General features: G+C 34.9%; 30 protein-coding genes and 1 riboswitch. Of the genes, 27 read left to right on the top strand and 3 right to left on the bottom strand.

Going from position 1 to position 24,803, the window contains the following annotated elements; translation table 11 throughout:
• Positions 1 to 20: 20 nt before the first annotated feature.
• Both greA and AC4CVH_RS01100 read right to left on the bottom strand, forming a co-directional pair.
• On the bottom strand, positions 21 to 482 hold the full coding sequence (gene greA / locus AC4CVH_RS01095; RefSeq protein WP_490785868.1) for a transcription elongation factor GreA: 462 nt from the start codon (positions 480 to 482) through the stop codon (positions 21 to 23).
• A 30-nt stretch (positions 483 to 512) separates the two neighbouring features.
• Complete coding sequence (locus AC4CVH_RS01100; RefSeq protein WP_490785869.1) at positions 513 to 1,103, bottom strand: DedA family protein; 591 nt, start codon at positions 1,101 to 1,103, stop codon at positions 513 to 515.
• Positions 1,104 to 1,232: 129 nt separating this feature from the next.
• Here AC4CVH_RS01100 and dut point away from each other — a divergent pair, with 129 nt between their 5' ends.
• Entirely contained in the window at positions 1,233 to 1,661 is a 429-nt protein-coding gene (gene dut / locus AC4CVH_RS01105) for a dUTP diphosphatase (RefSeq protein ID WP_490785870.1), read from the top strand.
• 23 nt (positions 1,662 to 1,684) lie between these two features.
• On the opposite strand, the gene AC4CVH_RS01110 is transcribed toward dut, so the two are convergent.
• Complete coding sequence (locus AC4CVH_RS01110; RefSeq protein WP_490785871.1) at positions 1,685 to 2,434, bottom strand: MBL fold metallo-hydrolase; 750 nt, start codon at positions 2,432 to 2,434, stop codon at positions 1,685 to 1,687.
• A gap of 111 nt (positions 2,435 to 2,545) precedes the next feature.
• Here AC4CVH_RS01110 and AC4CVH_RS01115 point away from each other — a divergent pair, with 111 nt between their 5' ends.
• The 26 genes from AC4CVH_RS01115 (at position 2,546) to AC4CVH_RS01240 (ending at position 24,786) form a co-directional block, all read left to right on the top strand.
• Positions 2,546 to 2,917, top strand: a complete 372-nt coding sequence (locus AC4CVH_RS01115) for a VOC family protein (protein ID WP_490786299.1) — start codon at positions 2,546 to 2,548, stop codon at positions 2,915 to 2,917.
• Positions 2,918 to 3,118: 201 nt separating this feature from the next.
• A complete protein-coding gene (locus AC4CVH_RS01120; protein ID WP_490785872.1) occupies positions 3,119 to 4,588 on the top strand; it encodes a spore germination protein in 1,470 nt (489 codons plus the stop codon).
• A 17-nt stretch (positions 4,589 to 4,605) separates the two neighbouring features.
• Positions 4,606 to 5,781: a Ger(x)C family spore germination protein gene (locus tag AC4CVH_RS01125; protein WP_490785873.1), complete on the top strand. Its 1,176-nt coding sequence runs from the start codon at positions 4,606 to 4,608 to the stop codon at positions 5,779 to 5,781.
• Between the two features lie 16 nt (positions 5,782 to 5,797).
• Positions 5,798 to 6,895 carry a GerAB/ArcD/ProY family transporter gene (locus AC4CVH_RS01130; RefSeq protein WP_490785874.1) on the top strand — a complete coding sequence of 366 codons (1,098 nt, stop codon included), beginning with the start codon at positions 5,798 to 5,800 and terminating at the stop codon, positions 6,893 to 6,895.
• A gap of 75 nt (positions 6,896 to 6,970) precedes the next feature.
• Positions 6,971 to 7,073, top strand: a riboswitch (TPP riboswitch).
• Between the two features lie 102 nt (positions 7,074 to 7,175).
• A complete protein-coding gene (thiC, locus tag AC4CVH_RS01135) occupies positions 7,176 to 8,489 on the top strand; it encodes a phosphomethylpyrimidine synthase ThiC (RefSeq protein WP_490785875.1) in 1,314 nt (437 codons plus the stop codon).
• A 62-nt stretch (positions 8,490 to 8,551) separates the two neighbouring features.
• The gene (locus AC4CVH_RS01140) at positions 8,552 to 8,884 is read left to right on the top strand and encodes a single-stranded DNA-binding protein (protein WP_490785876.1); all 333 of its coding nucleotides are present in this window, start codon (positions 8,552 to 8,554) and stop codon (positions 8,882 to 8,884) included.
• A gap of 184 nt (positions 8,885 to 9,068) precedes the next feature.
• Entirely contained in the window at positions 9,069 to 9,407 is a 339-nt protein-coding gene (locus AC4CVH_RS01145; protein ID WP_490785877.1) for a hypothetical protein, read from the top strand.
• Positions 9,408 to 9,497: 90 nt separating this feature from the next.
• Positions 9,498 to 10,349 (top strand): flagellin N-terminal helical domain-containing protein, encoded by an 852-nt coding sequence (locus AC4CVH_RS01150; protein WP_490785878.1) that lies wholly within the window; start codon positions 9,498 to 9,500, stop codon positions 10,347 to 10,349.
• 325 nt (positions 10,350 to 10,674) lie between these two features.
• The gene (gene flgB / locus AC4CVH_RS01155) at positions 10,675 to 11,067 is read left to right on the top strand and encodes a flagellar basal body rod protein FlgB (RefSeq protein WP_490785879.1); all 393 of its coding nucleotides are present in this window, start codon (positions 10,675 to 10,677) and stop codon (positions 11,065 to 11,067) included.
• An 11-nt stretch (positions 11,068 to 11,078) separates the two neighbouring features.
• Entirely contained in the window at positions 11,079 to 11,510 is a 432-nt protein-coding gene (gene flgC / locus AC4CVH_RS01160) for a flagellar basal body rod protein FlgC (RefSeq protein ID WP_490785880.1), read from the top strand.
• 17 nt (positions 11,511 to 11,527) lie between these two features.
• Positions 11,528 to 11,866, top strand: a complete 339-nt coding sequence (fliE, locus tag AC4CVH_RS01165; RefSeq protein WP_490785881.1) for a flagellar hook-basal body complex protein FliE — start codon at positions 11,528 to 11,530, stop codon at positions 11,864 to 11,866.
• A 17-nt stretch (positions 11,867 to 11,883) separates the two neighbouring features.
• Complete coding sequence (gene fliF, locus AC4CVH_RS01170; RefSeq protein ID WP_490785882.1) at positions 11,884 to 13,488, top strand: flagellar basal-body MS-ring/collar protein FliF; 1,605 nt, start codon at positions 11,884 to 11,886, stop codon at positions 13,486 to 13,488.
• A 5-nt stretch (positions 13,489 to 13,493) separates the two neighbouring features.
• Positions 13,494 to 14,510: a flagellar motor switch protein FliG gene (fliG, locus tag AC4CVH_RS01175; RefSeq protein WP_490785883.1), complete on the top strand. Its 1,017-nt coding sequence runs from the start codon at positions 13,494 to 13,496 to the stop codon at positions 14,508 to 14,510.
• Positions 14,494 to 15,261, top strand: a complete 768-nt coding sequence (locus AC4CVH_RS01180; protein WP_490785884.1) for a FliH/SctL family protein — start codon at positions 14,494 to 14,496, stop codon at positions 15,259 to 15,261. Before fliG ends, AC4CVH_RS01180 begins: the two co-directional genes overlap by 17 nt.
• Positions 15,262 to 15,287: 26 nt before the next feature.
• Positions 15,288 to 16,592: a flagellar protein export ATPase FliI gene (fliI, locus tag AC4CVH_RS01185; protein WP_490785885.1), complete on the top strand. Its 1,305-nt coding sequence runs from the start codon at positions 15,288 to 15,290 to the stop codon at positions 16,590 to 16,592.
• Positions 16,593 to 16,606: 14 nt separating this feature from the next.
• Positions 16,607 to 17,053 carry a flagellar export protein FliJ gene (gene fliJ / locus AC4CVH_RS01190; RefSeq protein WP_490785886.1) on the top strand — a complete coding sequence of 149 codons (447 nt, stop codon included), beginning with the start codon at positions 16,607 to 16,609 and terminating at the stop codon, positions 17,051 to 17,053.
• Between the two features lie 26 nt (positions 17,054 to 17,079).
• Complete coding sequence (locus AC4CVH_RS01195) at positions 17,080 to 18,483, top strand: flagellar hook-length control protein FliK (RefSeq protein WP_490785887.1); 1,404 nt, start codon at positions 17,080 to 17,082, stop codon at positions 18,481 to 18,483.
• Between the two features lie 31 nt (positions 18,484 to 18,514).
• Positions 18,515 to 19,225: a flagellar hook capping FlgD N-terminal domain-containing protein gene (locus AC4CVH_RS01200; protein WP_490785888.1), complete on the top strand. Its 711-nt coding sequence runs from the start codon at positions 18,515 to 18,517 to the stop codon at positions 19,223 to 19,225.
• Positions 19,226 to 19,243: 18 nt separating this feature from the next.
• Positions 19,244 to 19,642, top strand: a complete 399-nt coding sequence (locus AC4CVH_RS01205) for a TIGR02530 family flagellar biosynthesis protein (protein ID WP_490785889.1) — start codon at positions 19,244 to 19,246, stop codon at positions 19,640 to 19,642.
• Between the two features lie 84 nt (positions 19,643 to 19,726).
• Positions 19,727 to 20,575, top strand: a complete 849-nt coding sequence (locus tag AC4CVH_RS01210) for a flagellar hook-basal body protein (RefSeq protein WP_490785890.1) — start codon at positions 19,727 to 19,729, stop codon at positions 20,573 to 20,575.
• 118 nt (positions 20,576 to 20,693) lie between these two features.
• Complete coding sequence (locus AC4CVH_RS01215) at positions 20,694 to 20,888, top strand: flagellar FlbD family protein (protein WP_490785891.1); 195 nt, start codon at positions 20,694 to 20,696, stop codon at positions 20,886 to 20,888.
• 79 nt (positions 20,889 to 20,967) lie between these two features.
• Complete coding sequence (locus AC4CVH_RS01220; RefSeq protein WP_490785892.1) at positions 20,968 to 21,495, top strand: flagellar basal body-associated FliL family protein; 528 nt, start codon at positions 20,968 to 20,970, stop codon at positions 21,493 to 21,495.
• Between the two features lie 24 nt (positions 21,496 to 21,519).
• Positions 21,520 to 21,867: a flagellar biosynthetic protein FliO gene (locus tag AC4CVH_RS01225; protein ID WP_490785893.1), complete on the top strand. Its 348-nt coding sequence runs from the start codon at positions 21,520 to 21,522 to the stop codon at positions 21,865 to 21,867.
• Positions 21,868 to 21,869: 2 nt separating this feature from the next.
• Entirely contained in the window at positions 21,870 to 22,661 is a 792-nt protein-coding gene (fliP, locus tag AC4CVH_RS01230; RefSeq protein WP_490785894.1) for a flagellar type III secretion system pore protein FliP, read from the top strand.
• Positions 22,662 to 22,672: 11 nt separating this feature from the next.
• Positions 22,673 to 22,942 (top strand): flagellar biosynthesis protein FliQ, encoded by a 270-nt coding sequence (gene fliQ / locus AC4CVH_RS01235; protein WP_490785895.1) that lies wholly within the window; start codon positions 22,673 to 22,675, stop codon positions 22,940 to 22,942.
• A gap of 23 nt (positions 22,943 to 22,965) precedes the next feature.
• Positions 22,966 to 24,786, top strand: coding sequence for a fused FliR family export protein/FlhB family type III secretion system protein (locus AC4CVH_RS01240; protein WP_490785896.1), 1,821 nt, complete (start codon positions 22,966 to 22,968; stop codon positions 24,784 to 24,786).
• Positions 24,787 to 24,803 lie beyond the last annotated feature (17 nt).

Genomic DNA, 24,803 nt, shown 5'->3' on the forward strand with positions numbered 1-24,803 from the left:
ATCTAAACAAAATCTAAACTTTAAATTATTTTATCGATTTTTACAGAGTATTTTCCTTCCGGGGATGAAACCGTGACTTCATCGCCTTGCCTGTGTTTGTATATTGCAGAGCCAAGGGGTGATTCTATGCTTATTTTGTTGCTTAATGGATCGGCATCTATTGTAGTTACTATATCGAATTTTTCAGGAATGTTTTTGTTTTCGAATTTAAGGTATACAGTTTTTCCTATACCTACTTCATTTTTTGAGGAATTGTCTTTTACAATCTTTGCAGTTTTTATCATTCTCTCGAGATATCTAATTCTGCTTTCGTTATGGGCACGATCACGTTTTGCAGATTTGTATTCGAAGTTTTCACTAAGATCACCCTGGGCACGAGCTTCTTTCAAGTCCTGATTTATCTTGAATCTTGTAACAACTTTTCTGTGTTCTATCTCGGCTTTGAGTCGGTCTATTGCATCTGTTGTAAGGTAATTGTACATAAAATAACCCCCTTGTTCATGTTATCATGTTTAAGATTTAAAGTGCTTTTTCTTTAAAAAGAACACTAGTATAAAAATTAAAACGACAAGTACGGCAAGAAAAACAAAGTCTTTTTTTGAAAGTACATTCTCTATTTTGAAGCTTTTTCCAATAAATTTTCCAACTGATATAAAAAAAGTTGTCCATATAAATGCACCCGAATAAGAAAAGATTACAAACCTTTTAAAAGGTATTTTTATTATTCCAGAAAAATATCCTATGACATGTCTTATACCTGGTATGAAATAACATACCATGAGCATGATTATGCCGTATTTTTTAAAAAAGAATGAAACTTTATCTAAATTCTTATTATGATGCTGCAAAATGCCGTTTCGTTTTTTTAATATGGACTTTCCAAGTAAACGTCCTATTGCATAGGAAATGGTTATTCCGGTAATTCCGCCGATGGATGCCATGATTATTGCCAGGGGAAAGTTCATGTTTCTTTGTGCGATTATGTATCCGCAGTAGGTCATTATTGTCTGACCGGGAAGTGGAAGTGCTATAAGCTCCAGCATCAATGATAATGTAAGAACTATGTACCCGTAATTCTGGAATAATTGCATTATATGTTCCAAGGTGTATTTCCCCCATTTCAAATCTATTTTTAAAGTCAGTTTAGCACAGTGCGATCAAAGTGTAAATTGCAAATATATAGTATAATCATATGGTATGTATTTAAGGCTTTTGCAGGGAGATGTTGAAATATGAAGTTATTTGTACAAAGAATAAATGATGATGCAATTCTTCCCTTTTATGCTCATGAGGGTGATGCAGGGTTGGATTTATTTTCAGTTCAGGAAGTTATTCTAAAACCTATGGAAAGAAAACTTGTGTCTACAGGTATAAAAATTCAGCTGCCGAAGGGAACTGAAGCTCAAGTTAGGCCGAGAAGTGGACTTGCCTTGAAAAATGGAATAACGCTTTTGAATTCACCTGGAACGATAGATGAAGGATACAGGGGAGAGGTAAAGGTGCTCATGATAAATCTTGGAGATAAAGCATTTTTTGTTGAAAAGGGTATGAAGATTGCACAGATGGTTGTAAAACCTGTTGAGAGAGTTTTTATAAAAGAGTCTCAGAACCTTTCAGAAAGTGAAAGGGGGGAAGGTGGATTCGGTTCAACGGGAATTTGAAAAATAGCAAGGCTACAGCCTTGCTATTTTCTAATTCGAAGATTGAAAGTTTCACCTATGTGATCGATTGTCATTATTTTTGTCCCGCAGGGTTCTATAGAATTTTTAAATTTTTGTGTAACCGAGTATTTGTTCCAGAAATGCATTGGAAAAAATATAGTTGGATTTATTTGTTCTATAAAAAATTTTCCACCAAGGCCATAGTATTCTTCAAGTCTTGGATCTACAGGGAAAAATGATATGTCGATTTTTTGTCCTTTCAGTTTTTGAATTTCCTGTTCGAAGTTGTATTTAGCAGTGCCACGTTCACTTTTGGAATCTTCTTTCCAGTACCACATATTCAAGTCACCTGCATGAAAAAATGTTATGCCGTCAACTTGTACAAGAAAGGAAACACCTATGTCGGTTGATCCAAAAGTCTTTGTGTACAGTCCGTTTTCAAGGGTAATTTCACTGTACCTTGAAATACTGTGATGATTTTTCACCTTTGGAGATATATTTACATCCGAGCTGAATACGTATTGTATATTCTCGTTTAGGGCTTCCCATTCCAATATTACAGGATTGAAATGGTCTTCATGACTATGAGATACAAATACGGTTATATTTTTTTTAGTGTCTATAAAATCATGTGAAACAATGCCGTTTTCTATGGAGCTTTTTTTACCGGGAAAACTGTCCTTGTAATAGTCGAATATCAGTATATTGTTTTGTGTTTCAACTGCGAATCCGCTGTGATGGAGATAATGCACCTTTATGTTGTAAATATTCAATAAAGTTTCACCCCTTTGTTAATAGTTATTATTGTTAATGATATAATAATATAAATGGTTTAATGCTGCAACGGTATTATCTTGCAGACTGAATTTATTCTGGAGGGATGTATTTTGAAATTTAATTTTAATCATAACAATATAAATGTGTTTGACCTTGAAAAATCAAAGAAATTTTATGAAGAGGCACTTGGTTTTAAAGAGATAGATAGAAAAATACCTGATGACAAAAGTTTTATTCTCGTGTACATGGGAGATGGTGAGAGCAGTTATAAAATTGAACTTACATGGCTGAGGGATAGAGAGAAATCGTATAATCTTGGTGACAATGAAATACACATGGCAGTTACAACAGATGATTACAAGTCGGCACACAGACATCATGAGGAAATGGGATGTATATGTTTCGAAAATCCCAAAATGGGATTATATTTCATAGAAGATCCTGATGGTTACTGGACGGAAATACTTCCTGAGAGGTAGAATCAAGTTAAATCAATGGCTTCATGGATTCCGTCAAAAAATTCGTCAGATTTGGTGTATAAGGGAATGGATATAGATTTTATGTAAAAATAAAATCTATATCCATTTTAGTTTGTTGAAATTGAATCAAATATAAATGCAATTATTGTATGAATAAATTAAGTCGATTTTACAAATTAATAATTATAAGGAGGATTTTCTATGGATGGAATATCAAAAAATATAGAAGTTACAAGAAGGTATATGGAAAAATACTTTTGCAAATGTTTTGATTTGATTGAAAGAGAAATTTTACTTTTTGGAAGGGAAGATATAAAGGCATTTGTAGTTTATCTTGAAGGACTATGCACGAAGGAAATAATAGAAGAGCAAGTCATATCGAGACTTTCGGCTCACGATGATGATTTTGAAGTGCCACAGGGAATTAATGAATCCGAGTTTTTTAGACAAAGTCTTGGAGTGGACGTGGATTTTGTACATGATACAATGAAAAAATCTGTAGATGCGGTTCTTTCAGGTAATCCGGTAATTTTCATATCAGGGTTGAAAGTTTCATTTGAAATGAATTTAAGCAGTCCACCTAAAAGAGATATAGGTGAACCTCCAATTGAAGTAATAAGCAAGGGGCCAAGAGAAGGCTTCACAGAAAGCTTTATGACAAATGTAAATCTTATAAGAAAACGAATAAAAAACTGTTCTTTGAAAATGGAAAAACTCAATGTAGGAGAAAAAACGCGTACAAATGTTATAATGGTATATTTGGATGGAGAAGCAGATAAAAGAACCGTCTCATCGCTTGAGAAAAAACTTCGGAGTTTAAAAATAGATTCGGTTCTTGATTCAAATTATATAAGTGAGTATTTACAGAATGATGATAGAACTATATATCCTAAGATATTTAAGACTGAAAAAGCAGATGTGGCATGCGCCAAGCTTCTTGAAGGAAGGGTTGTAGTTATTGTGGACGGTTCGCCGGTGGCTCTTTCACTTCCAGGTCTTTTTGTCGAGTTTTTGCAATCAAGTGAAGATTATTATATAAAATATTCATCAGCTACGCTGAACAGATATGTAAGATATATTTCACTTCTTATTACGGTTCAACTTCCGGCAATGTATGTTTCACTTACTACCTTTCATCAGGAACTTATACCAAGTAAGCTTCTTTTGAGTTTTATCGGGGCAAGAACAAATGTACCGTTGCCTGAGTTCTGGGAAACTTTGTTTATGTTGCTGGCATTTGAAATAATGAGGGAAGCAGGACTTAGAGTATCTAAAACACTTGGAACAACTATAAGTGTTATAGGGGCACTTATACTTGGGGATGCAGCGGTAAGTTCGGGAATAGTTGGTACACCGACAGTTGTTGTTGTGTCGCTTACTGCCATGACGAAATTTACCATACCGGGGTTTGAAATGGATCATCCTATTATATATGCAAGGCTTTTTCTGCTTATTTTAAGTGGGTGTTTTGGACTTATTGGGCTTACATGCGGTACACTTATGATTCTTATAAGGCTTGTTTCAATGAGAACTTTTGGAGTTCCATACATGTTTCCAATATGTCCGTTTAATATAAATTCAATGCAGGATGTTGCAGTAAGAGCCCCTATGACCAGATTGAAATATACTCAAAAAACACTTGGAATCAAGGCTAAAAAAGGTATTTTCTAGTGTAGAGGAGGGAAACTATGAGCAAATTTATTAAATCAGTTTCTCTTGCTATTTTATTTTTGTTCCCGGTTTTTTTTATTACGGGATGTCAGGACAAAAATGAAATTGAATCTCTTGGATTTATAGTTGCCATGGGAGTTGATACTGACAACAACGAAGATTTTAAAGTTAGCCTTCAGGTTATAAGAAAAGGTGCTTCAACTGAAAGAAATCAGGATGCAGAAGTACTCGTATATGTTTCAACAGGAAAGACTATAAGCGGGGCAGTAGCAAATATTTCGAAACAAATGAGCAAGAAAATAAAGTTTTCAAATGAAAAGTGCATAATTGTAGGTCAACGCCTTGCAGAGCGGGGCATACAGCCTGTTTTGGATTTTTCGCTTCGACGAAGTGACATAAGGCCTATTGTGCCTATCCTTGTAACAAAAGGTGAAGCAATTGATATAGTCAAAACGCGTACAAAGCAAAATTCCATATCCGGATATGAGATAGATAATCTGGTTAAAATACAAAGAAATTTAGGAGTGGCTGCAGTTTCTACAAGTCTTGATTTTGAAAAAAATAAAAGAGGCAGGGAATGCAGCCGGGAATGTGTGAATACAGCTGGTATAATAATGAAAAAAACACCAAGGGATACTGGATCGGAGAATGATCTTTCTATATCGGGGAGTGCAGTTTTTAAAAATTGTAAACTTATTGGATATATGAGTGAAAAAGAAACCCGCGGAATGAACTGGATAAAAGGAAAAGTAAGACGTGGAACTATTACAATACAGAAGGATGGCGACACAATAAATACTAATATTTTAAGAGCAGGAAGTTATATAGAGGCTCAAGAAGAAAAGAATGAAGTTGTGATTCATGTAAAAGTTACTGAGAAATCAAATATAGACGAGGTAAACAAAAATTCTGGAGAAGATATGGATTTTAACTCCAACCCGGATCTGGTGGATTTTTTGTCTGAAAACCAGAATGAAGCAATATATGATGAGATAATTTCGGCTCTTAATGTTGCAAAAAACACGCTTGGTGTTGATATATTTGGATTTGGCAATGTTGTGTATGAAGAATGTCCAAAAATATGGAACCATTTGAAGGAAAACTGGAATGAAAATTTCTCCAAACTTCGCGTAGATGTAAACGTTGATTCAAATATAACTAGAACTGGAATATTGTCAAAATCTATAAATTGACAAGGAGAATTTATTTATGACTAAAAGAATATCCATATATCAGTTTTTTGCATTGATGATAATTTTTCAATATGGAAGCGTGGTGTTGTATTTCCTTGCACCAGATGCGAAGCAGGATGTTTGGATAGGATATATTGTGTATTCCATTGTAGGGGTTATTCTACAGATGATATACATATATGTATATAGAAGATATCCGGAAGATACTATAGTAACATATCTTCCAAAGATATATGGAAAAATTTTAGGAAATATAATTTCCATTTTATATATATTGTATTTTATATATATTGCAGCAAATATATTCAGAGAGTTTATGGAACTTATAGCGACGACTGCACTCAGGTATACTCCAAAGGTTATGTTTGGAACACTTTCTGTAATTGTAATAATGTATGCAGCATATTATGGAATTGAAACAATTGCGGGTATGGCACAATTTTATATTATAATTGTTTTTATAATAAAAGTATTAAGCTTGGTGCTTATACTGCTTACTCCGGATACATTTGACATTTCAAATTTGAAACCTGTATTTGAAAATGGAGTGCTTAATTTCTTAAAAAATTCATGGATACTTATGCTTGTTCCATATGGGGAGACTGTAGTTTTTACTATGATTTATCCTATTACAAATGAAAATTCGAAAATAAAAAAATTTGCGTCCCTGGCAATTATGTTGGAGGGAATTATTCTTGCCATGAACAACATTTTGTTTATATGCACTCTCGGAGTTGATTTTGCAACGAACTGCAACTTTCCACTTCTTGAAACCTATAGAATTATAGATGCAGAAGACCTTCTCATAAGAATGGATATAATGTTTGCAATTACATTTATAATTGATGGATTTTTCAAGATCTCCATATTTATGTATGTTGCAATGAAGGGCATTTCACAGTTTTTTCATGTTTATAATTTAAAGGTAATTTCTTCAATTTTGGGGTGTGTGCTGCTTGCTGCGTCTTTTCTCATTTCAAGAAATTTACCTCAGCAGCTCAATATAGGACATAATTTTGTTATGAAGTATATACATCTTCCAATGCAGGTGATATTACCTTTTATAACTTTTTCTTTATGCTGTATTAAAAGTAAAAGTGTGCGAAAAATTTAAAATGTATGGAGTTGTATTTTGAAAACTGGATTTTATTGTGTTAAAATAAATTTGTATATTTTAAAATTTAATAAATTAGTTTACTGGGTGTGCCTTTTTGGCTGAGAGAAGCTTTGAGTTTCAAACCTTAGAACCTGATGTAGTTAATTCTACCGGAGGGAAGTAGTTGTGCTTTTTTAGGAGAAGTATAAGAACAGCTTTCATTTGTAGAAGGCTGTTTTTTATATATCTATAGAAGGGTTCGTATTAAGTAATGCTAATTTGAAGGGAGAAATTTATTATGAATTATTCAACTCAAATGGATGCAGCACGAAAGAATATAATAACAAAAGAGATGAGGCTTGTTTCTAAAAAGGAAAATATTGATTTGGAAGATCTTAGACAACTTATAGCAATCGGACAAGTAGTAATTCCGGCAAACAGAAATCATATGTTACTTGATGCTGAGGCGGTTGGAAAAGGACTCAAGACAAAAATAAATGTAAATCTTGGGATATCAAGAGATTGTCCTGATGTTAATGTTGAATTGAAGAAAGTTCAAAAGGCAATAGATATGAAGGCAGAGGCAATAATGGATTTGAGTTCTTTTGGAAAAACTGAAGAATTTAGAAAAAAGCTTATAAAAATGAGCAGTGCAATGATTGGAACGGTTCCGATATATGATGCTGTAGGGTTTTATGATAAAGAGCTTAGAGATATAACAGAGCAGGAATTTTTAAAGGTGATTGAAAAACAGGCTGAAGATGGTGTTGACTTTATGACGATACATGCGGGATTAAATAGAGAAACTGTCGAAGTTTTTAAAAGAAACAATAGGATAATGAATATAGTTTCAAGAGGCGGTTCTCTGATGTATGCATGGATGGAGCTTAACCATAAGGAAAATCCATTTTATGAATATTATGATAAAATCCTTGATATATGTGAAAAATATGATGTAACCATAAGCCTTGGAGATGCATGCAGGCCGGGATGTATTTCAGATGCCACGGATGCTGTACAAATAAAAGAACTTATAACTCTTGGTGAACTTACGAAGAGAGCATGGAAGAGAAATGTTCAGGTAATTATAGAAGGACCCGGGCATATGGCATTGAATGAGATAAAGTCAAACATGATTCTTGAGAAAAAGCTTTGTCATAATGCACCATTTTACGTTCTCGGACCTCTTGTTACAGATATTGCACCAGGGTATGATCATATTACAAGTGCAATAGGTGGTGCAATTGCAGCATCATGTGGAGCCGATTTTTTGTGTTATGTTACACCGGCGGAACATTTGAGACTTCCTACTATTGATGATATGAAAGAAGGAATAATAGCTTCAAAGATAGCGGCACATGCGGCAGATATAGCAAAAGGGGTGAAAGGTGCTGTGGATTGGGACAATAAAATGGCAGAGGCAAGACAAAAACTTGATTGGGAAAGTACATTCAAACTCTCAATAGACCCTGAAAAGGCAAGGAGATATAGAAGAGAGTCAACTCCTGAGTGCAGTGACAGCTGTACTATGTGTGGAAAGATGTGTTCTGTTAGAAATATGAATAGGGTTATGAGCGGAAAAGATGTAAATATACTCAGAAGAGATGAATAGCTGTGTTTAAAAATTTCCATTCTGGTCATAATTAATAAAAAAATAGTCGGGAGGTAATTTATTTGAATAATGTTACCCTTATAGGAAGACTGACCAGGGATGCTGAACTTTTTAAAATAGAAAATAGCAAGAGGAGCATTTTGAAATTTATACTTGCTGTAGATAAGAATTATTTAAACAAGCAAGGGGAAAGACAGGCTGATTTTATTTCGGTATCCTATTTTAGTGGTGGTGCTGAAAAGCTTCAACAGTATCTAAAAAAGGGGAGACTTTTGGGCGTAAGTGGAAAGATAACAACAAAGAGTTACATGAAAGACAATGTAAGAAAGTATTATACCAATGTTGAGGCGGATACAATCCAGTTTCTTGAGTACAAGAAAGAAACACTTGCCTGAGAAGACGGGCGTTTCAAACAAGTGAATTTTATTTTAAGGACATTTTCAAATTTGAAAGTGTCCTTAAAGCTTTTACATGATTGACACATATATGCAATTATTGATAATATAAGTTATAGCAATTATTTTGGGATTGAATCCATGGATTGGGGACTAACTATATTATGAAGTGAGGGGATATGAATTGGACAACAGTGATAAAATACTAATAAGTAAAAGTTGTATAAATAAAATAAAATTTGGACTTAAAGATATAAAGATGAATGAGAAGAGCAAAATTTTAAAAAAGCAGATTACAGAAATGCTGAGTATGCTTGAAAATGAACTTAGTTATGATGATCTTTCACTTGAAGACAGGATACTTAAGAAGATGAAAGAAACAAAAAGTTCTGATCCTGAGATGAATGCAAATTTATATATATTGTATCGCAATTTGACAAATGGGCGTATAACTCAAAGGCAAGCGCTTGAATTGTTTAACATGTACAGCAAAATAGAACCTTACCAGAAAACTATAGAATAAATTTACTAAAGTCAAGCTTGGCGGCATACGATAATAAGACAAACTTATTTTATCGTATGTTGTTTTTTATTAGCATGAAAGGAGTCAATTATGAGAATAAATTATAATATTCCTGCACTTACAATGAGTTTCATTCAAGATCAGGCGATTGGAAGGCAAAGCACAAGTCTGCAGAGAATAACAAGTGGTTACAAGATAAGTAGTGGAAAAGATAATCCCGGGGCAATTGTTCAGAGTGAAAATATAAGGATACGACTTTTAGGAATGCAGTCAGCAGCTCAAAATGCACAGGATGGTGTGAGTATGCTTCAAAATGCGGAAGGTGGAATGAATGAAGTAACGAACATGATTCAAAGAATAAGACAGCTAGTTGTACAATCCGGTGATGGATCAATTGCAGATAATGACAAAAAAATAATACAGAATGAAATTGATGAGGCACTTGATGGCATAAATGATATAGCTGGGAACACTGAATTTAATACATTTAAACTTCTTGGAAGTGACAAGAGCATAGATATTCAGATAGGTGCTGGTGCAGGGGAAAGTGTTTCTGTTCAGCAGATAAATATAACGGATAGTAGCAGCGATGATGGAATAAAGGCTTTGTATAATCTTAAAACTGGAGGAAGCAACAGTATTCTTAATGGAAATATAGACGAGTCATTGAATGCTGTGGATAATGCGATGAATTCTATTACTTCAATGAGGAGTCATTATGGAGCGTTGGAGAATAGATTTCAGTCGACTTATTATAATATCCAGGATTTAAGTGAACAAATGACTGATGCTGAGAGTAGTATTGTGGATACAGATATATCAGAAGAAATAGTTAATTATTCCAAAGAGGATATAATTGTACAAGCATCTAATGCCATGATAGCACAGGCAAATAAACTTCCACAAGATATTCTTCAAATACTTTCTACTTTTAATAAATAATAGAAAAAATATCCGCTTTAAAAAGTGGATATTTTTTTGTAAACTAAATGTAAAATTTAATGTTGCTAAAACTACATTAATGTTAAAATATAAGTAAAAATACAAATTAGTGTTAAGATTATGTAATGTACAATAAAATATATAAAAATAGAAAAAATTTTACATATTTATGTAGAATATAATGTTTAATTATGTTAAAATAAAATGTATTAAAAAAGTAATTTAATATAAAGTAAAATTAAATTAAAATTTCGTCTTTAAAAAGGATATTATAAATGTCTAAAATTGTTAATAAAATAAGAAATATAGTAAAGGAGGAAGAATTATGAACATACAGGACAGCCAGACTGTTGACAGTCTTATAAAAAAAGGACTTGATGCTGCTTCTGCAAGAAGCAGAGCCATATCGGACAATATGGCCAACATACAGACAAAAAATTACAAAAGAAAATATGTAACTTTTGAAGAAAATCTTAAAAATAGTATCGATAATCTTGAATTGAAAACCAGTGATAAAAGACATATGAAAGATGGAAATAGCTATGGGGATATAGAGACAAAAGTTGATAATTCTACAAGTATGAGGGATGATGGAAACAATGTGGATATGGAAGTTGAAACTGTAAACCAGGCAGCGAATGAGCTGATGTATTATTCTCTCATAACCATTGAAAACAATAGGTTTAGTATGCTTAATAATGTTATAACCGGTAACTAGGAGGTGATTTTATGATTCAGGCTTTTAATACGATGAGAATTAGTGCAAGTGGTCTTTCGGCAGAAAGGTTGAGAATGGACACGATATCGTCAAATATGGCGAATTCAGAAACTACACATGGTGCAAATGGACAACCATATAGAAGAAAGGTTGCGGTATTTCAAGAAAATATCAACAACATAATGAACGATAATGGTACATATGAAAAACAACCTATGGGTGTAAAAGCTATAGGGATAAAAGAAGATACTTCGCCTTTTAGGCGGGTTTATGATCCATCAAATCCCGATGCCGATGCTTCAGGATATGTTTCTATGCCTAATGTAAACATATTGAATGAAATGGCCGACATGATGACTGCTACCAGGTCATATGAAGCAGATATAAGCGCAATTAATTCAGAAAAGGGCATGTTTCAAAAGGCTCTTGAGATAGGAAAATAATCGGGAGGAAAATACATATGAAAATAAATGAATTTACACCAGATACCGGTGTATTTAAAAATATTAAAAATGAATCATCAGGAATAAATTCGGAAAATGATAGTAATAACAATTCAACAATTTCAGGTGAAAGTGCACTTGATTTTGGAAATATTTTAAAGGATAAGCTAGACGAGGTAAATGATTATCAGGTAAAGGCAAATAATGCAGAACAGGATTTTGTAGAAGGCGGAAATACGGATGTTCACACCGTAATGCTGGATGCAGAGGATGCCAAGCTGTCACTGGCACTTGCGGTACAAGTGAGAAACAAGCTAGTTGATGCATACCAAGAATTGAATAGAACTCAGATGTAGAAGGAGAGCTAGATTAAATGGGTAAGCTATCGCAGTTTTTTAAAAATTTGTTTGGCAAGTGGAATGGACTTGGGAGAAATAGAAAGATAGCTTTTGGCATATTGGCGGCAGGAGTTATCGCAGCTCTAATATTTGGCGGAGTTTCTGTCGGAAAGACGAAGTATGCTGTATTGTTTTCAAATATGAACAGTACAGATGCGGCAAATGTGTATAAACAACTTGAGAGTGACAAGGTTGATGTAAAAGTCCAGGGAAATTCAATACTTGTTCCGAAAGATCAGGTAGACAAGGTAAGAATGCAGGTTCTTTCAGAAGTTCAGCTTACAAATGGAAGCAAAGGATTTGAACTTTTGGATGATGATAAGTTCGGCCAGACAGATGAACAATTTAAAGTAAACTATCAAAGATCTCTTCAGGGGGAACTTGAAAGAACTATAAAATCACTTCCTCAGATATCCGATGCAAGAGTACATCTTGTATTACCGGATGATACTGAATTTGTAAAGGACTCAAATCCTGGAACGGCATCTGTAACTGTAAAATTGAAATCAGGACAGAGTCTTTCAGACGATCAGGTAAGGGCTCTTGTTTCACTTGTATCGGGAAGTGTCAAAAATCTTCCAAAAAAGAATATTGAAGTGGTAGACAACAAACTCAATCTTCTTTCTAGAAATTTATACAACAGTGATGGGACAGATGCTACTTCTGATGGAGGTTCCAGTGTATCTGCTGAAAAACAGCAGCAGCTTGAAACAAAATATGAAAATCAGATGGAGAAAAAGCTTCTTGCATTACTTGAACCTGTATATGGTAAAGACAAAGTTAAAGTTACAGTAAATGCGGATCTTGATTTTGATGCAGTTCAACAGGACAGTAAAACTTACGATTCTAAAAATGTTGTAGTTAGTGAACATGTTGTAAACAGTTCAAACTCAGGAGGTACGGAAGATTCAGGAAGTACAAGCCCTGTAGATAATAATATGAGCAATACTTCTGAAAGTACTACAAATAGTGGAAATTCTACGTCAAGTGATGTTACTAGAAATTATGATGTACCTACAGTAGAACAGAAGACGGTAAAGGCGCCGGGAAGTGTAAAAAGGCTGACAGCGTCAGTTGCACTTGACGGGGATGTTGATAATGCCACGAGAACGTCTATAAGAAATCTTGCAGTTTCAGCTATAGGATTTGATACGGCAAGAGGTGACACTATAAGTGTTGAATCTTTGCCATTTGATACAACTGCTCAGGACAATGCAAAAAAAGACTTGAATGAAATGCAGCAGCAGGAGAAAAAGGCTCAGACTCAAAAGTATATTATTGCCGGGGCAATAGGAGCAGCAATTTTAATAGCAGCTGTAATTGCATTTATAATATGGCGAAGAAGACATGCTGAGGATGATGAGGATATGTTCGAGGGTGAAGAATTTATAAAAGAAGCAGACCAGAATGAAGAGAATGATGTAACGGGTCAGCAGCAAAAACCTAAATTTGAACCTGTACAATTTGAACAGGAAAGTCAAGACACGCATGTTGAAAATGAAATAAAGAAGTATGCAAAAGAAAAACCTGATCAGGTTGCAGATATAATCAAGTCATGGCTGGCAGAGGATGAGAGGTGATGTAAGTGGCTAGAGACAAACAAGCTTTGACTGGAGTGCAAAAAGCCGCAATACTCTTTATAACACTCGGGCCAGAAGCATCTGCTGGAATAATAAAAAAGCTTCCAGAATCTGAAATACAAAAAATAACGTATGAAATAGCAAATATAAGCTCCGTAAAGTCAGATCAGAAAAAGGAAATACTGGGCGAGTTCATAGAGATGAACAAGGCAAAGGATTATTTGATAGAGGGAGGAATAGACTACGCCAAAAATCTTCTTGCAAAGGCACTTGGAAGCCAGAGGGCAATGGAGATATTGGACAAAGTTACGGAAGCAACACAGCAGTTTAGACCTTTTGCAATAGCTAGAAAAGCTGATGCACATCAGCTTCTTAATATAATATCAGATGAGCAGCCTCAGACTATAGCACTTATATTGTGCTATCTTCAAGCTGACAAGGCTGGTCAAATATTGTCGGCGCTTCCTGAAAATATTCAGGCTGAAGTTGCGTTTAGGATAGCTACTATGAGGAATACTTCTCATCTTGTAATAAAAGAAATAGAGAAAGTTCTTGATGATAAACTTTCATCAATAGTAAAATCCGATATGAAGGTAATAGGAGGAGTCCAGACTATAGTTGACATATTGAATCAGGTTGACAGGACTACTGAGAAGAATATTACAGAGGGACTCGAAAAGCAGGATGAGGAACTTGCAGAGAAGATCAAAGGCTCAATGTTTGTATTTGAAGATGTTACTACTCTTGATGATGTATCGATTCAGAGAGTTCTTCGTGAAGTGGATACCAAGGAACTTGCACTTGCACTTAAAGGATGCTCTGAGGAAGTTGCGGAATGTATATTCAGGAACCAGTCAAAGAGAGCTTCATCTAGCTTGAAAGAAGATATAGAATTCCTTGGACCTGTAAGGCTTATGGATGTTGAAAAATCTCAGCAGAAGATTGTAAACATAATAAGAAGACTTGACGAGGCAGGAGAAATAGTTCTGTCAAGAGGAGGAGAAGATGCAATCATCGTATAACAGGATATTCAAAGGTGACAGCATAAATAAACAGGGCCAAGAAAGTATATGTACGGAATTTGAAGTTAGACAGGAAAAAATAGATACAAATGGGGTACAGGAGAGCAATGCTATCATAGACAGTTATGAAAATATTGGTCAGTCGATTATTGAGAGTGCGCGTGCAAAAAAGGACAGCATAATTTCAGAAGCATACAAGCAGGCTTCCCTTATAAATAAAGAAGCATATGAAAAAGCATATCAAAAAGGGAATAAAGATGGAATGGATGCAGGATATAAAAAAGCATATGAAGATGGGTACCAGAAAAATATTGACATTGCAAAACGTGAAGGCGAAGCTATAAAAAAAAATGCAGATGATGTTCTAAAAAGTGCAATAGCAGAAAAAGAAAAGTATTTGAAAGACAACGAAAATAATATAAAAAGAATTATAATCGACTCTGTTGAAAGTGTTTTAAAACATGAGCTTAAAGATAGCAGCAACCTTAATGATGTAGTTTTGGATTTTTTAAGACAGATGAAAACCACAAAATCCTTTGTGATTAAAGCGAGGGAAAAGTACTGTATGGAGTTCAGAAAAAAAGTGGACGAGTGGAAGCAAAAAGCTCCCTTCAAAGGGGATATATTTATTGTTCAGGATGATTCTGTAGGAGAAGGCAGTGTAATTGTGGAGCATGATGGAGGCAAGATGGTTTTTGGAGTAGATATTGCATGTGAAAAGATAAAAGAAATATTTGAGGATGAAATTTAAAATCTAATCCGGGGTGGAATATTTTGATGAATATAGACTTTGAAGGACTTGATAGGAAAATACTACAATTGAGTTACTGCTATCAGGAAGGAACGGTAAAAAAAGTAATCGGACTTACAATAGAAGTTCAGGGTATAACTGCATTTGTAGGCGAAGTGTGCTCCATATACAATGAAATGAACGATAGGATAATGTGCGAAGTTGTAGGTTTCAATGATGACAATGTAATTTTAATGCCGCTTGGTGAACTTGTAGGAATATCGTCGGGATGCAGGGTTGTCCCGGAGAGAAGACCACTTAATGTAAAGTGCAGTGATGCGCTTCTTGGAAAAGTACTTGATGCACTTGGAGAGCCTATAGATGGCTCGGTTCTTCCGCCGGGGGTGCCGTATAATCTTGATGCGGAACCTCCAGATCCGCTAAAGCGAAAGAGAATTACAAAGGTGATTCCAACAGGAATACGTGCTATAGATGGATTCTTGACATGTGGTATGGGACAGAGAATAGGAATATTTGCAGGGAGTGGAGTTGGCAAAAGTACAACACTTGGCATGATAGCAAGGTATGCCGAGGCCGATATAAATGTTATTGCACTGATTGGCGAAAGAGGCAGGGAGGTGCGTGACTTTATAGAAAAAGATATTGGAGAAGAAGGAATGAAAAAGTCGGTTATAGTTTGTGCGACTTCAGATAAACCGGCACTTGTAAGGCTTAAAGGAGCTTTTACTGCTACGGCCATTGCCGAGTATTTTAGAGACAAAGGTAAAAAGGTAATCCTTATGATGGATTCAGTTACAAGATTTGCCATGGCACAGAGAGAGATCGGTCTTGCAGTTGGAGAACCTCCGGCAACCAAAGGATATACTCCTTCAGTGTTTGCAAAGCTTCCAAGGCTTATGGAAAGAGCAGGAATGTCAGATTCAGGTTCTATTACTGCATTTTATACAGTGCTTGTTGATGGAGATGACTTGAATGAGCCAATAGCAGATGCCGTAAGGGGAATACTTGATGGGCACATAGTTCTCTCTCGAAGTTTGGCAAATAAAAACCACTATCCTTCAATAGATGTGCTTGCAAGCATAAGTAGGCTTATGTCAGAAATAGTTACAAAAGAGCACAAGGAAAAGGCGTCTTTTGCAAGGGACATGCTTTCGACTTACAAAAACTCCGAAGACCTCATAAATATAGGTGCGTATGTCAAGGGCAGCAGTAAAAAAATAGATAAGGCAATAGCATGCCATGAAAACATAATAGATTTCCTTAGACAGGGTATGGATGAAAATTCTTCATTTGAAGAAAGTGTAAATTTACTTGAAATGATGTTTGATTGATATGGAGGATTTAAATGTCAAAGTATAAATTTAGGCTTCAAAAGCTTCTTGATATGAGAAAAGAAATGGAGCAAAAAAGCATAATGGAATTTCAAAAAGCAAGAAAAGAAAGCATGCTTGTAAAAGAAAAACTTGATGGTTTGAGAAAAAGTTATGAAAAGTACAAAAATATTTCAGAAATAAAAGGTGTGGTCGAACAGAAAATGGCCAGAGTTTATCTAAATAGCCTTACATATAGTATAGATGATGCTGAAAATAAACTTAAATTAAAGATGAAAATAGTCTCCCAAAGACGTGAGGAGTTAAAGAAGAAACAGGTCGACAGGAAGACTGTGGATATCCTTAAGGAAAAAGATGAAGCATCTTTTATAAAAGAACAGAACAGACTTGAACAGAATGCAAATGATGAATTTGCTCTTCAAGGATTTTTAAGAGCTAAGAGGGAACAAAGCAGAATATGAACCATTGAAAGGAGGTGAGTAAATAGATGAACGTATCACAAACATTGAATTCTTTAGCTGCTTCAAATGTTCAGGGAAATTCAAGCAGTAGTCCGAAAGTTTCTAAATCAGCTGAAGCGACTGATAAAAGATTTAGTTCGTTTATAAAAAAATCAAGTGATATATCAAAAGATGTATCAATAAATGATTCCGGCGATTCAGAAAAAGCTCCTGTGGAAAAAACTTCATCGGATGATATTTCTAAAATTGAAAAATATCTTAAACAGGCAGGTCTTGATGATAAGCAAATAGATGACATCAAGGAAAAGATTAATGATGGAGAGATTGATGGAACAGATCTTCTTGCAGCTTTAAGTGAGATTTTTTCTAAGGTCCAGAATATAAAGTCTGAATTTGGAAAGCTTATTGAAAATATTTCGAAAGAAATAAGTAGTTCTATTTCAAAAGATTCCACATTTGACCTTGATGGAAAAGGGACAGATATAAATTCATTGAAGGACATAATTTCCAATGCTGTTTCTGAAAATCTTGAAGTTGTCAAGAATGTTTTATCAAAATTTGACAATAAAGAAGAAATTGCAAAGACCATAGCATCTGCAATTTCAGAAAATGTAGTTTCAACGCTGCCTAGAAGTGAAGCATCTGTTGATTCTGATTTAAAATCTCAGATATATACAGAACTTGCATCAAAAATAGTCAAGGGGAATGATGACTCAGAAATGCCTAATTTACATAGAGAGCTTTCAAACTTGAACTTGTATGAACCTGTAAAAATTGAGGCTGAAAATGGACAGAATGCAGGATTGAGTCAGGACACTTCAAGTGAAAGTGGAGAAAAGTTTTCTTCGAGCAAAGACAGTGAAATTTTGAGCAAGATACTTGATGGAGAAAAATCTGACGACAGCAATATATCAAAAACAGTAAATTTTATGACACAATTTGATAAATTAAGTGGCAAGAATACTGCATCAGGTATTAATGCAGGACTTCAAAAACTGACTATAAACAAGAATAATTTAGGTCAGGATATTATAAAAACAGTCAAATATATGGAAGTAAACGACATGAAGGATCTTACAGTAAAAATAACACCTAAGGGACTTGGGGATGTTACTATAAATCTTGTAATGGAAGATGGAAAGATGAGAGCTGTCCTTACAGCTTCGAATAAAGATGCCTATAATGCATTAAATGCAAATCTTCCTGACATCTCAAGCAAATTTTCGGAAAATGCTATAAAGGTTCAGGATTTTTCACTTAATCTTTATCAGGAAGATACAACTTTTTTCAAAGGTCAGAATGGAAAAGAGAATCAGCAGGGAAGAGAAAAGAAAAATAGAGATGTTTCAGTGAAGGGAATGACTGAAGACAATTCCAAGGTGGAAGATGATGAGTATTATAATGACAGCAATGTAAATATGCTGGCATGATGAAATTTAATTTAAGGGAGGAGGATTGAGAATGTCAACGGTAATAGGAAATGATATTTTAGACAGTAAAATAGCTGCAAGTGCTGCAAGTTCGTATGCTCAAGATGACGATACTTCAAAGAAATCTTCAAGAAGCAGCAGTTTGGCTGACGAAAACATGTTTTTAAAGATACTTTCTGCAGAGCTTGCAAATCAGGATCCTACAAACAGTGACAGTCAGAGTGGTACCGAATATGTAAGTCAGCTGGCACAGTTCTCGGCGCTGCAGCAGATGCTTAATTTAAATGAGACGAGTAAGCTTGGTACAGCTAATTCCATGGTAAACAAGTATATCACTTCGACACAGCAAGATGGTGACGGCAATCCTATTGGAGGTCTTGTAACCGGAGTGTTAAAAGATGGGGATGACGTTTATCTGAATGTACTTGTCGGACAGAATACCGATAAAGATGGAAATACATCTGGAGAATATAAGAAAATAAATATAGATGATGTTTCAGATGTCGAGGATTTAGGTGATACGTATAATACATCTACGAACAACATACTTCTTTTAAACGCAAGCTCTCTTATAGGAAAAAAAGTGGAGACAAGTCAAAAGGATGCAGATGGAAAGTATTACAGTGGAACTGTTGAATCGGTATCGAGGAGCAATGGAACGGTAATTGTAATTGTAAAACTGGCGGATGGTACCGAGAAACAATTTGATTTCAATGATGTTTCAAGTATAGAAAATAAATAGGAAACGGATGTGATATCCATGGGGTATAGGATTGTCAATGGAAAACTGCACTTTGCCCAGGATCTTTCACAGGCTTACAGCAGCACAAAGTCAAATAGTAGAAAAAATGTGTCAAGTGAAAAATCTTTCAAGGATACTTTTGATTCTGAAATAAAAAAATCGCAAGGATTTACAATTTCAAACCATGCAGCAGAAAGGCTCAAAAGCAGAAAGATAAATTTAAATGAAGAAGACATGAAAAATATAGATTCTGCACTGAACAGGGCAGAGAACAAAGGATGCAGTGAATCCGCACTTTTGTACAAAAATACTGTACTTATTGCTTCCATAAAGAACAGGACAGTCATTACAGCCCTTGGAAAAGATGAAAGCAATGGAGGAATTTTTACAAACATAGACAGTATGGTTATAGTATAGCGGCTGGACCTTGTTTTGGAAGCCGCATCCTGTTGAATGACAGATACGGGATTAAAATTAAACACAAAATTGGAGGAAAAATATATGTTACCATCGTTGTATTCAGGAATAAGCGGGCTTAGAGCAAATCAGCAGAAGCTGAATGTAATTGCGAACAATATAGCAAACTCGTCAACTACGGGATTTAAAAGTCAGGCCATGAATTTTTCGGACATGATGAGCCAGACACTTTCAGATGAAAGTGCACCCGTAGAAGATGGAGTGGGAGGTATAAATGCAAAGCAAAGCGGTCTTGGAGTGAAAGTTGCGGGGATAAATACAGACTTTTCAGAAGGAAGCCAGCAGACTACAAATAGAACTTTGGATTTGATGTTAAGTAAAGGAGGAAGCTACTTTGTAGTAAGTGTAGATGGAGATAATGATTATTACACAAGAGATGGCTCTTTTACAATAGATTCAGATGGATATCTTGTTACTCAGGATGGACATCATGTTATGGGATATGAAACTCCAGGATCTACAAATACTGATAAACCTACCACGGAAATAAGGCTTACAGATGACCCTGAAACTAATAAGGTTACTTCAATATCAATTGGTACTGATGGAACTATAACTGTTAAAACCAAGAGTAATCCTGATGGAGAAGTTGTAGGACAAATTGCACTTGCATCATTTTCAAATGAAGGCGGGCTTTTGAAAAATGGAGGGAATCTGTATTCTTCCTCTAAAAACTCAGGAGATCCAGTATATGGAACAGGTGGTACGGATGAGTATGGAAGCATTATTACAGGTTCGCTTGAAATGTCAAATGTAGACCTCGCACAGCAATTTACCGATATGATAGTATCAACCAGGGCTTTCCAGGCAAATGGAAAGATAATAACTACAGATGATGAAATACTTGAGGATCTTGTAAACTTAAAGAGATAATTTTTTTACATAGGTAGAAGATAACTTCTTCTACCTGTATAATTTATAAAAACTGTACATAATACAGCGGTTTGGATTTATAATATAAACAATAATTATATTTATGGGAGGGCTTTTTATGATAAAACTTGTTGGTCTTGATAACAAGGAGTTTATTCTAAATTCCGATATTATTGAAAAATTGGAATCCATACCTGAGAGTTTAATAACACTTACAAATGGAAGAAAATATCTTGTACAGGAATCAAATGACGAGATAGTAGACAAAGTCATAGAATACAAAAGAAAGATATACGGGGGAAACTTTATATAATGTATAATGGTTATTCCCATGTTTTATATAGATTGACTGCAATGTTAAAATTGCAATTGGATGAATGGAGGTATACAAAATGGAAAACAAAACTGAAAAAGCAGGTTCATCAAAATTAAAAACTATAATTATATTTATATTGGTACTTGCAGTAGTTGGGGCAGGCGTATTTATAGGATACAACAAATTTTTAAAAAAAGGAAACAAGAATAGTAATGTTCAGAATCAAACAGTACAGACAAGTGCACCACAGGCTCAAAGTCAGGGACAGAGTTCATCGGATTCTTCCTATTTAAGTCAGGTTGTATCTTCAAAAACTTTTCAGCTTGATGAAATTACTGTAAATCTTTCAGATCAGGATGCAAAAAGATACTTGAAGGCGGATGTATATCTTGGGTATGATGAAAAGAAACTTACGGACGAACTCACTGATAAAAAACCTGTAGTCATGGATGCTGTTATTGGAATATTGAGCAGCAAAAAAGCTTCTGAAATAGTGCCTAAAAATATGGATAATATAAAGATGCAAATAATTCAAAAAATAAATCCAATGCTTGAAGATGGAAAGTTAAGCAATGTTTATTTTACAAATTTGATAGTACAGTAATAAGTCTTATTCGAGGAGAACAAAATGGATTTACAATTCATATGGCTGATGTTCAGGACTATACTTGCCTTGCTTTTTATCCTGTTTGTATTATATGCTTCTATGAAGCTTGGAGGTCAAAAGTTGAAAAACTTTCAGGGGGAAAGATTTATAAAGATTCTTGAAAGAACCCAGCTTTCCAAGGAAAACACACTTTTTCTAGTGAAAATAGGGCAAAAGGCGTATGTAATTTCCTCGACATCCGGTGATGTAAAAATAATGTATGAGCTTACGAAAGAGGAAATATCGGAAGTCGAGACAAGGAAGAGTATTCCGCAGTATAAAAGCCTGAAAGATTTCTATAAAAAACTTAAAGATAAAAAAGGAAGATAAAAATGAACATTAAACTTAATAGAAATTTTGTAGTTGTATCAGTTATTACATTATTTATAATTGCCATTGCGTCAAGCAGTGTGTGTGCTGCACCAGATGCATCGCAGACTATGCAGATACCGAATATAAATGTATCTATGGATAATGCAGGTACGTCTACACCAACACAATATGTTCAAAACATAAGACTTCTTATAATGCTTACAGTGCTGACACTTCTTCCTTCTTTTATAATGCTTATGACAAGTTTTGTAAGAATAGTAGTGGTGTTTGGATTCCTGAGAAGTGCAATGGGAACACAACAGTCGCCTCCTAATCAGGTACTTATAGGACTTGCACTTGCTCTTACTTTGTTTATAATGTATCCGGTATATACAGACATAAATAAGAATGCACTTCAGCCGTACATGCAGAACAAGATTACACAGCAGCAGGCTATAGATATAGGGGCCAAGCCTCTTAGAAAGTTCATGCTCAGGCAGACAAGACAGAAAGACTTGAAGCTCTTTGTAGACGAGGCAAAACTAAACTACAATGTTACAAAAGACAATGCACCTCTTAATGTAGTAATACCTGCGTACATAATAAGTGAATTGAAAACTGCATTTGAAATGGGATTCCTGCTCTATATACCGTTTATGATAATAGATCTTGTAGTTGCAAGTGTGCTTATGTCAATGGGAATGTTTATGCTGCCGCCTACAATGATATCACTTCCTTTTAAGCTTCTGCTGTTTGTAATGGTTGATGGATGGTATCTTCTTGTGAAGTCGTTGATTGCAAGTTTTTCGTGAGGTGAATTAAAATGAGTGAAAATATGGTAATTGGAATAATGAAGGATGCAATACAGACAGGGCTTGTTGTTTCGGCACCTATTCTCCTGGTGTCTATAGTTGTTGGACTTGTGATAAGTATATTTCAAGCTACAACCCAGATACAGGAGCAGACACTTACATTCGTGCCAAAACTTATTGCCATAGCCGTAGTAGGGCTTATTGCAGGAAGCTGGATGCTGCAGGAACTTGTGAGTTTTACTCAGAGAATTTTTACTTATATAGCACAAATAACTCAATGATCAGTATATAGGAGTGTGGAAACTTGATAGATACTTTGTATTTTACCGCATTGGTTCTTGTATCAATAAGACTTTTCTGCTTTTTTGTACTGGTTCCAGTGTTTTTCCCGGAAGGGACTCCGGGTGCGGTTAAGGTAGGGATTGCACTTGCAATTGCATATATATTAATGCCGGGAATAAACTATAAGTCTATAAATGATATAAACAATATATGGCCATTTTTAATGGAATGTACAAACGAAGCGGCTGCAGGGCTTATGCTTGGGTTTCTTACAAATTTATGTTTTTCAATGGTCAGATTTGCGGGAAATCTTATGGATATGCAGGTTGGATTTTCTATGATGACTATGTTTGATCCTTCTTCAAACAGTAACACTACACTGCTTGAACGTATGCTCTATTGGTTCTGTATGGTCATATTTCTAGTGGTTGATGGCCATCACATGCTTATAAAATCGCTTATTCAGAGCTTTGATGCTATAAAGCTTGGGAATTTTATGCTTGCCAAAGACTCGCTTAATGTAATATTCAAGGCATTTATAGAATATTTTAATGTTTCCGTGCAGATAGCGATCCCAATTATACTCATAATTTTATTTGCAGATTTAACAATGTCGCTTATTGCACGAACAGTTCCACAGCTTAACATAATGATTCTCGGACTTCCAGTAAAAATATTAATAGGACTTGCATCTTTTTGTTTTGCACTTCCAATTTTTGCAGATATTATGGAAAAGTCTTTTACAAACATACCGAATTCGATAAAAGGCCTTTATAGTACACTTCCACTTCTACTTGTGTTTGAAAAAGATGGAAAGACTGAAGAAGCTACTCCGAGAAAGAAAAGTGATGCAAGAAAAAAAGGTCAGATTGCAAAGAGTAAGGAAATCAGCCTTGCACTTACACTTATGATATCCACTCTTGTAATTGCAGTTCTTGGAGGATACACAGGTTCACAGCTTGGATTAAGCATGAGAGCTTTCTTAAATAATTATTTGACTATGTCTCTTGATTATGGAAGCGTAAGAAAAATAATGTTTATAACGGTTTGGAGAATTGGGATAGTGCTTTTACCAATAATAATTCCAATACTTGTTATGGGAGTTCTTGCAAATATGCTTCAGACAAGGGGACTTGTAACAATGGAACCTCTTAAGCCTGACCTTTCAAAGTTAAATCCAATAAATGGACTAAAAAGGATGTTTTCCTTGAGGTCTGTTATGGAACTTTTCAAGGATATAATTATAGTTGTTGTTGTTGGATACATAGGGTATAAGTTTGTGCGGGACAATTACATATACATATTAATGCTTGGACAACTTGATGTACAAGCAGTTGCAAAAGCAGTTGGAAAGCTTACTGTAAATATATTTTTCAGGGTAACTCTTATTTTATTTGTAATTGCAATTGTTGATTATATGTTTCAAAGATTTCAGTACAACAGGGATCTTAGAATGTCCAAGCAGGAGATAAAAGAGGAATTTAAACAGGATGAAGGTGATCCTGCCATAAAAGGCAAGATAAAACAGAAACAGAGAGAATTTGCCATGAGGCGTATGATGCAGGAGGTTCCTAAAGCTTCTGTTGTAATTACAAATCCTACCCATGTGGCGGTTGCACTTAGGTATGAAAAAGGGGAGAATGCTCCTGTACTTCTGGCAAAGGGCCTTGATGCAGTCGCACTTAGAATAAAGCAGGCTGCAAAGGATAATAAAGTACCAATATTTGAGAACAGGTCGCTTGCGAGGCTTATATATAAAGAAGTTGAACTTGATGAAGAAATACCTGTTGAGATGTATCAGGCAGTAGCTGAAATAATGGCTATGGTTTACAAGGTGAGGTGATATTTTGGAAAACAGCA

This window comes from Clostridium pabulibutyricum (assembly GCF_058242705.1).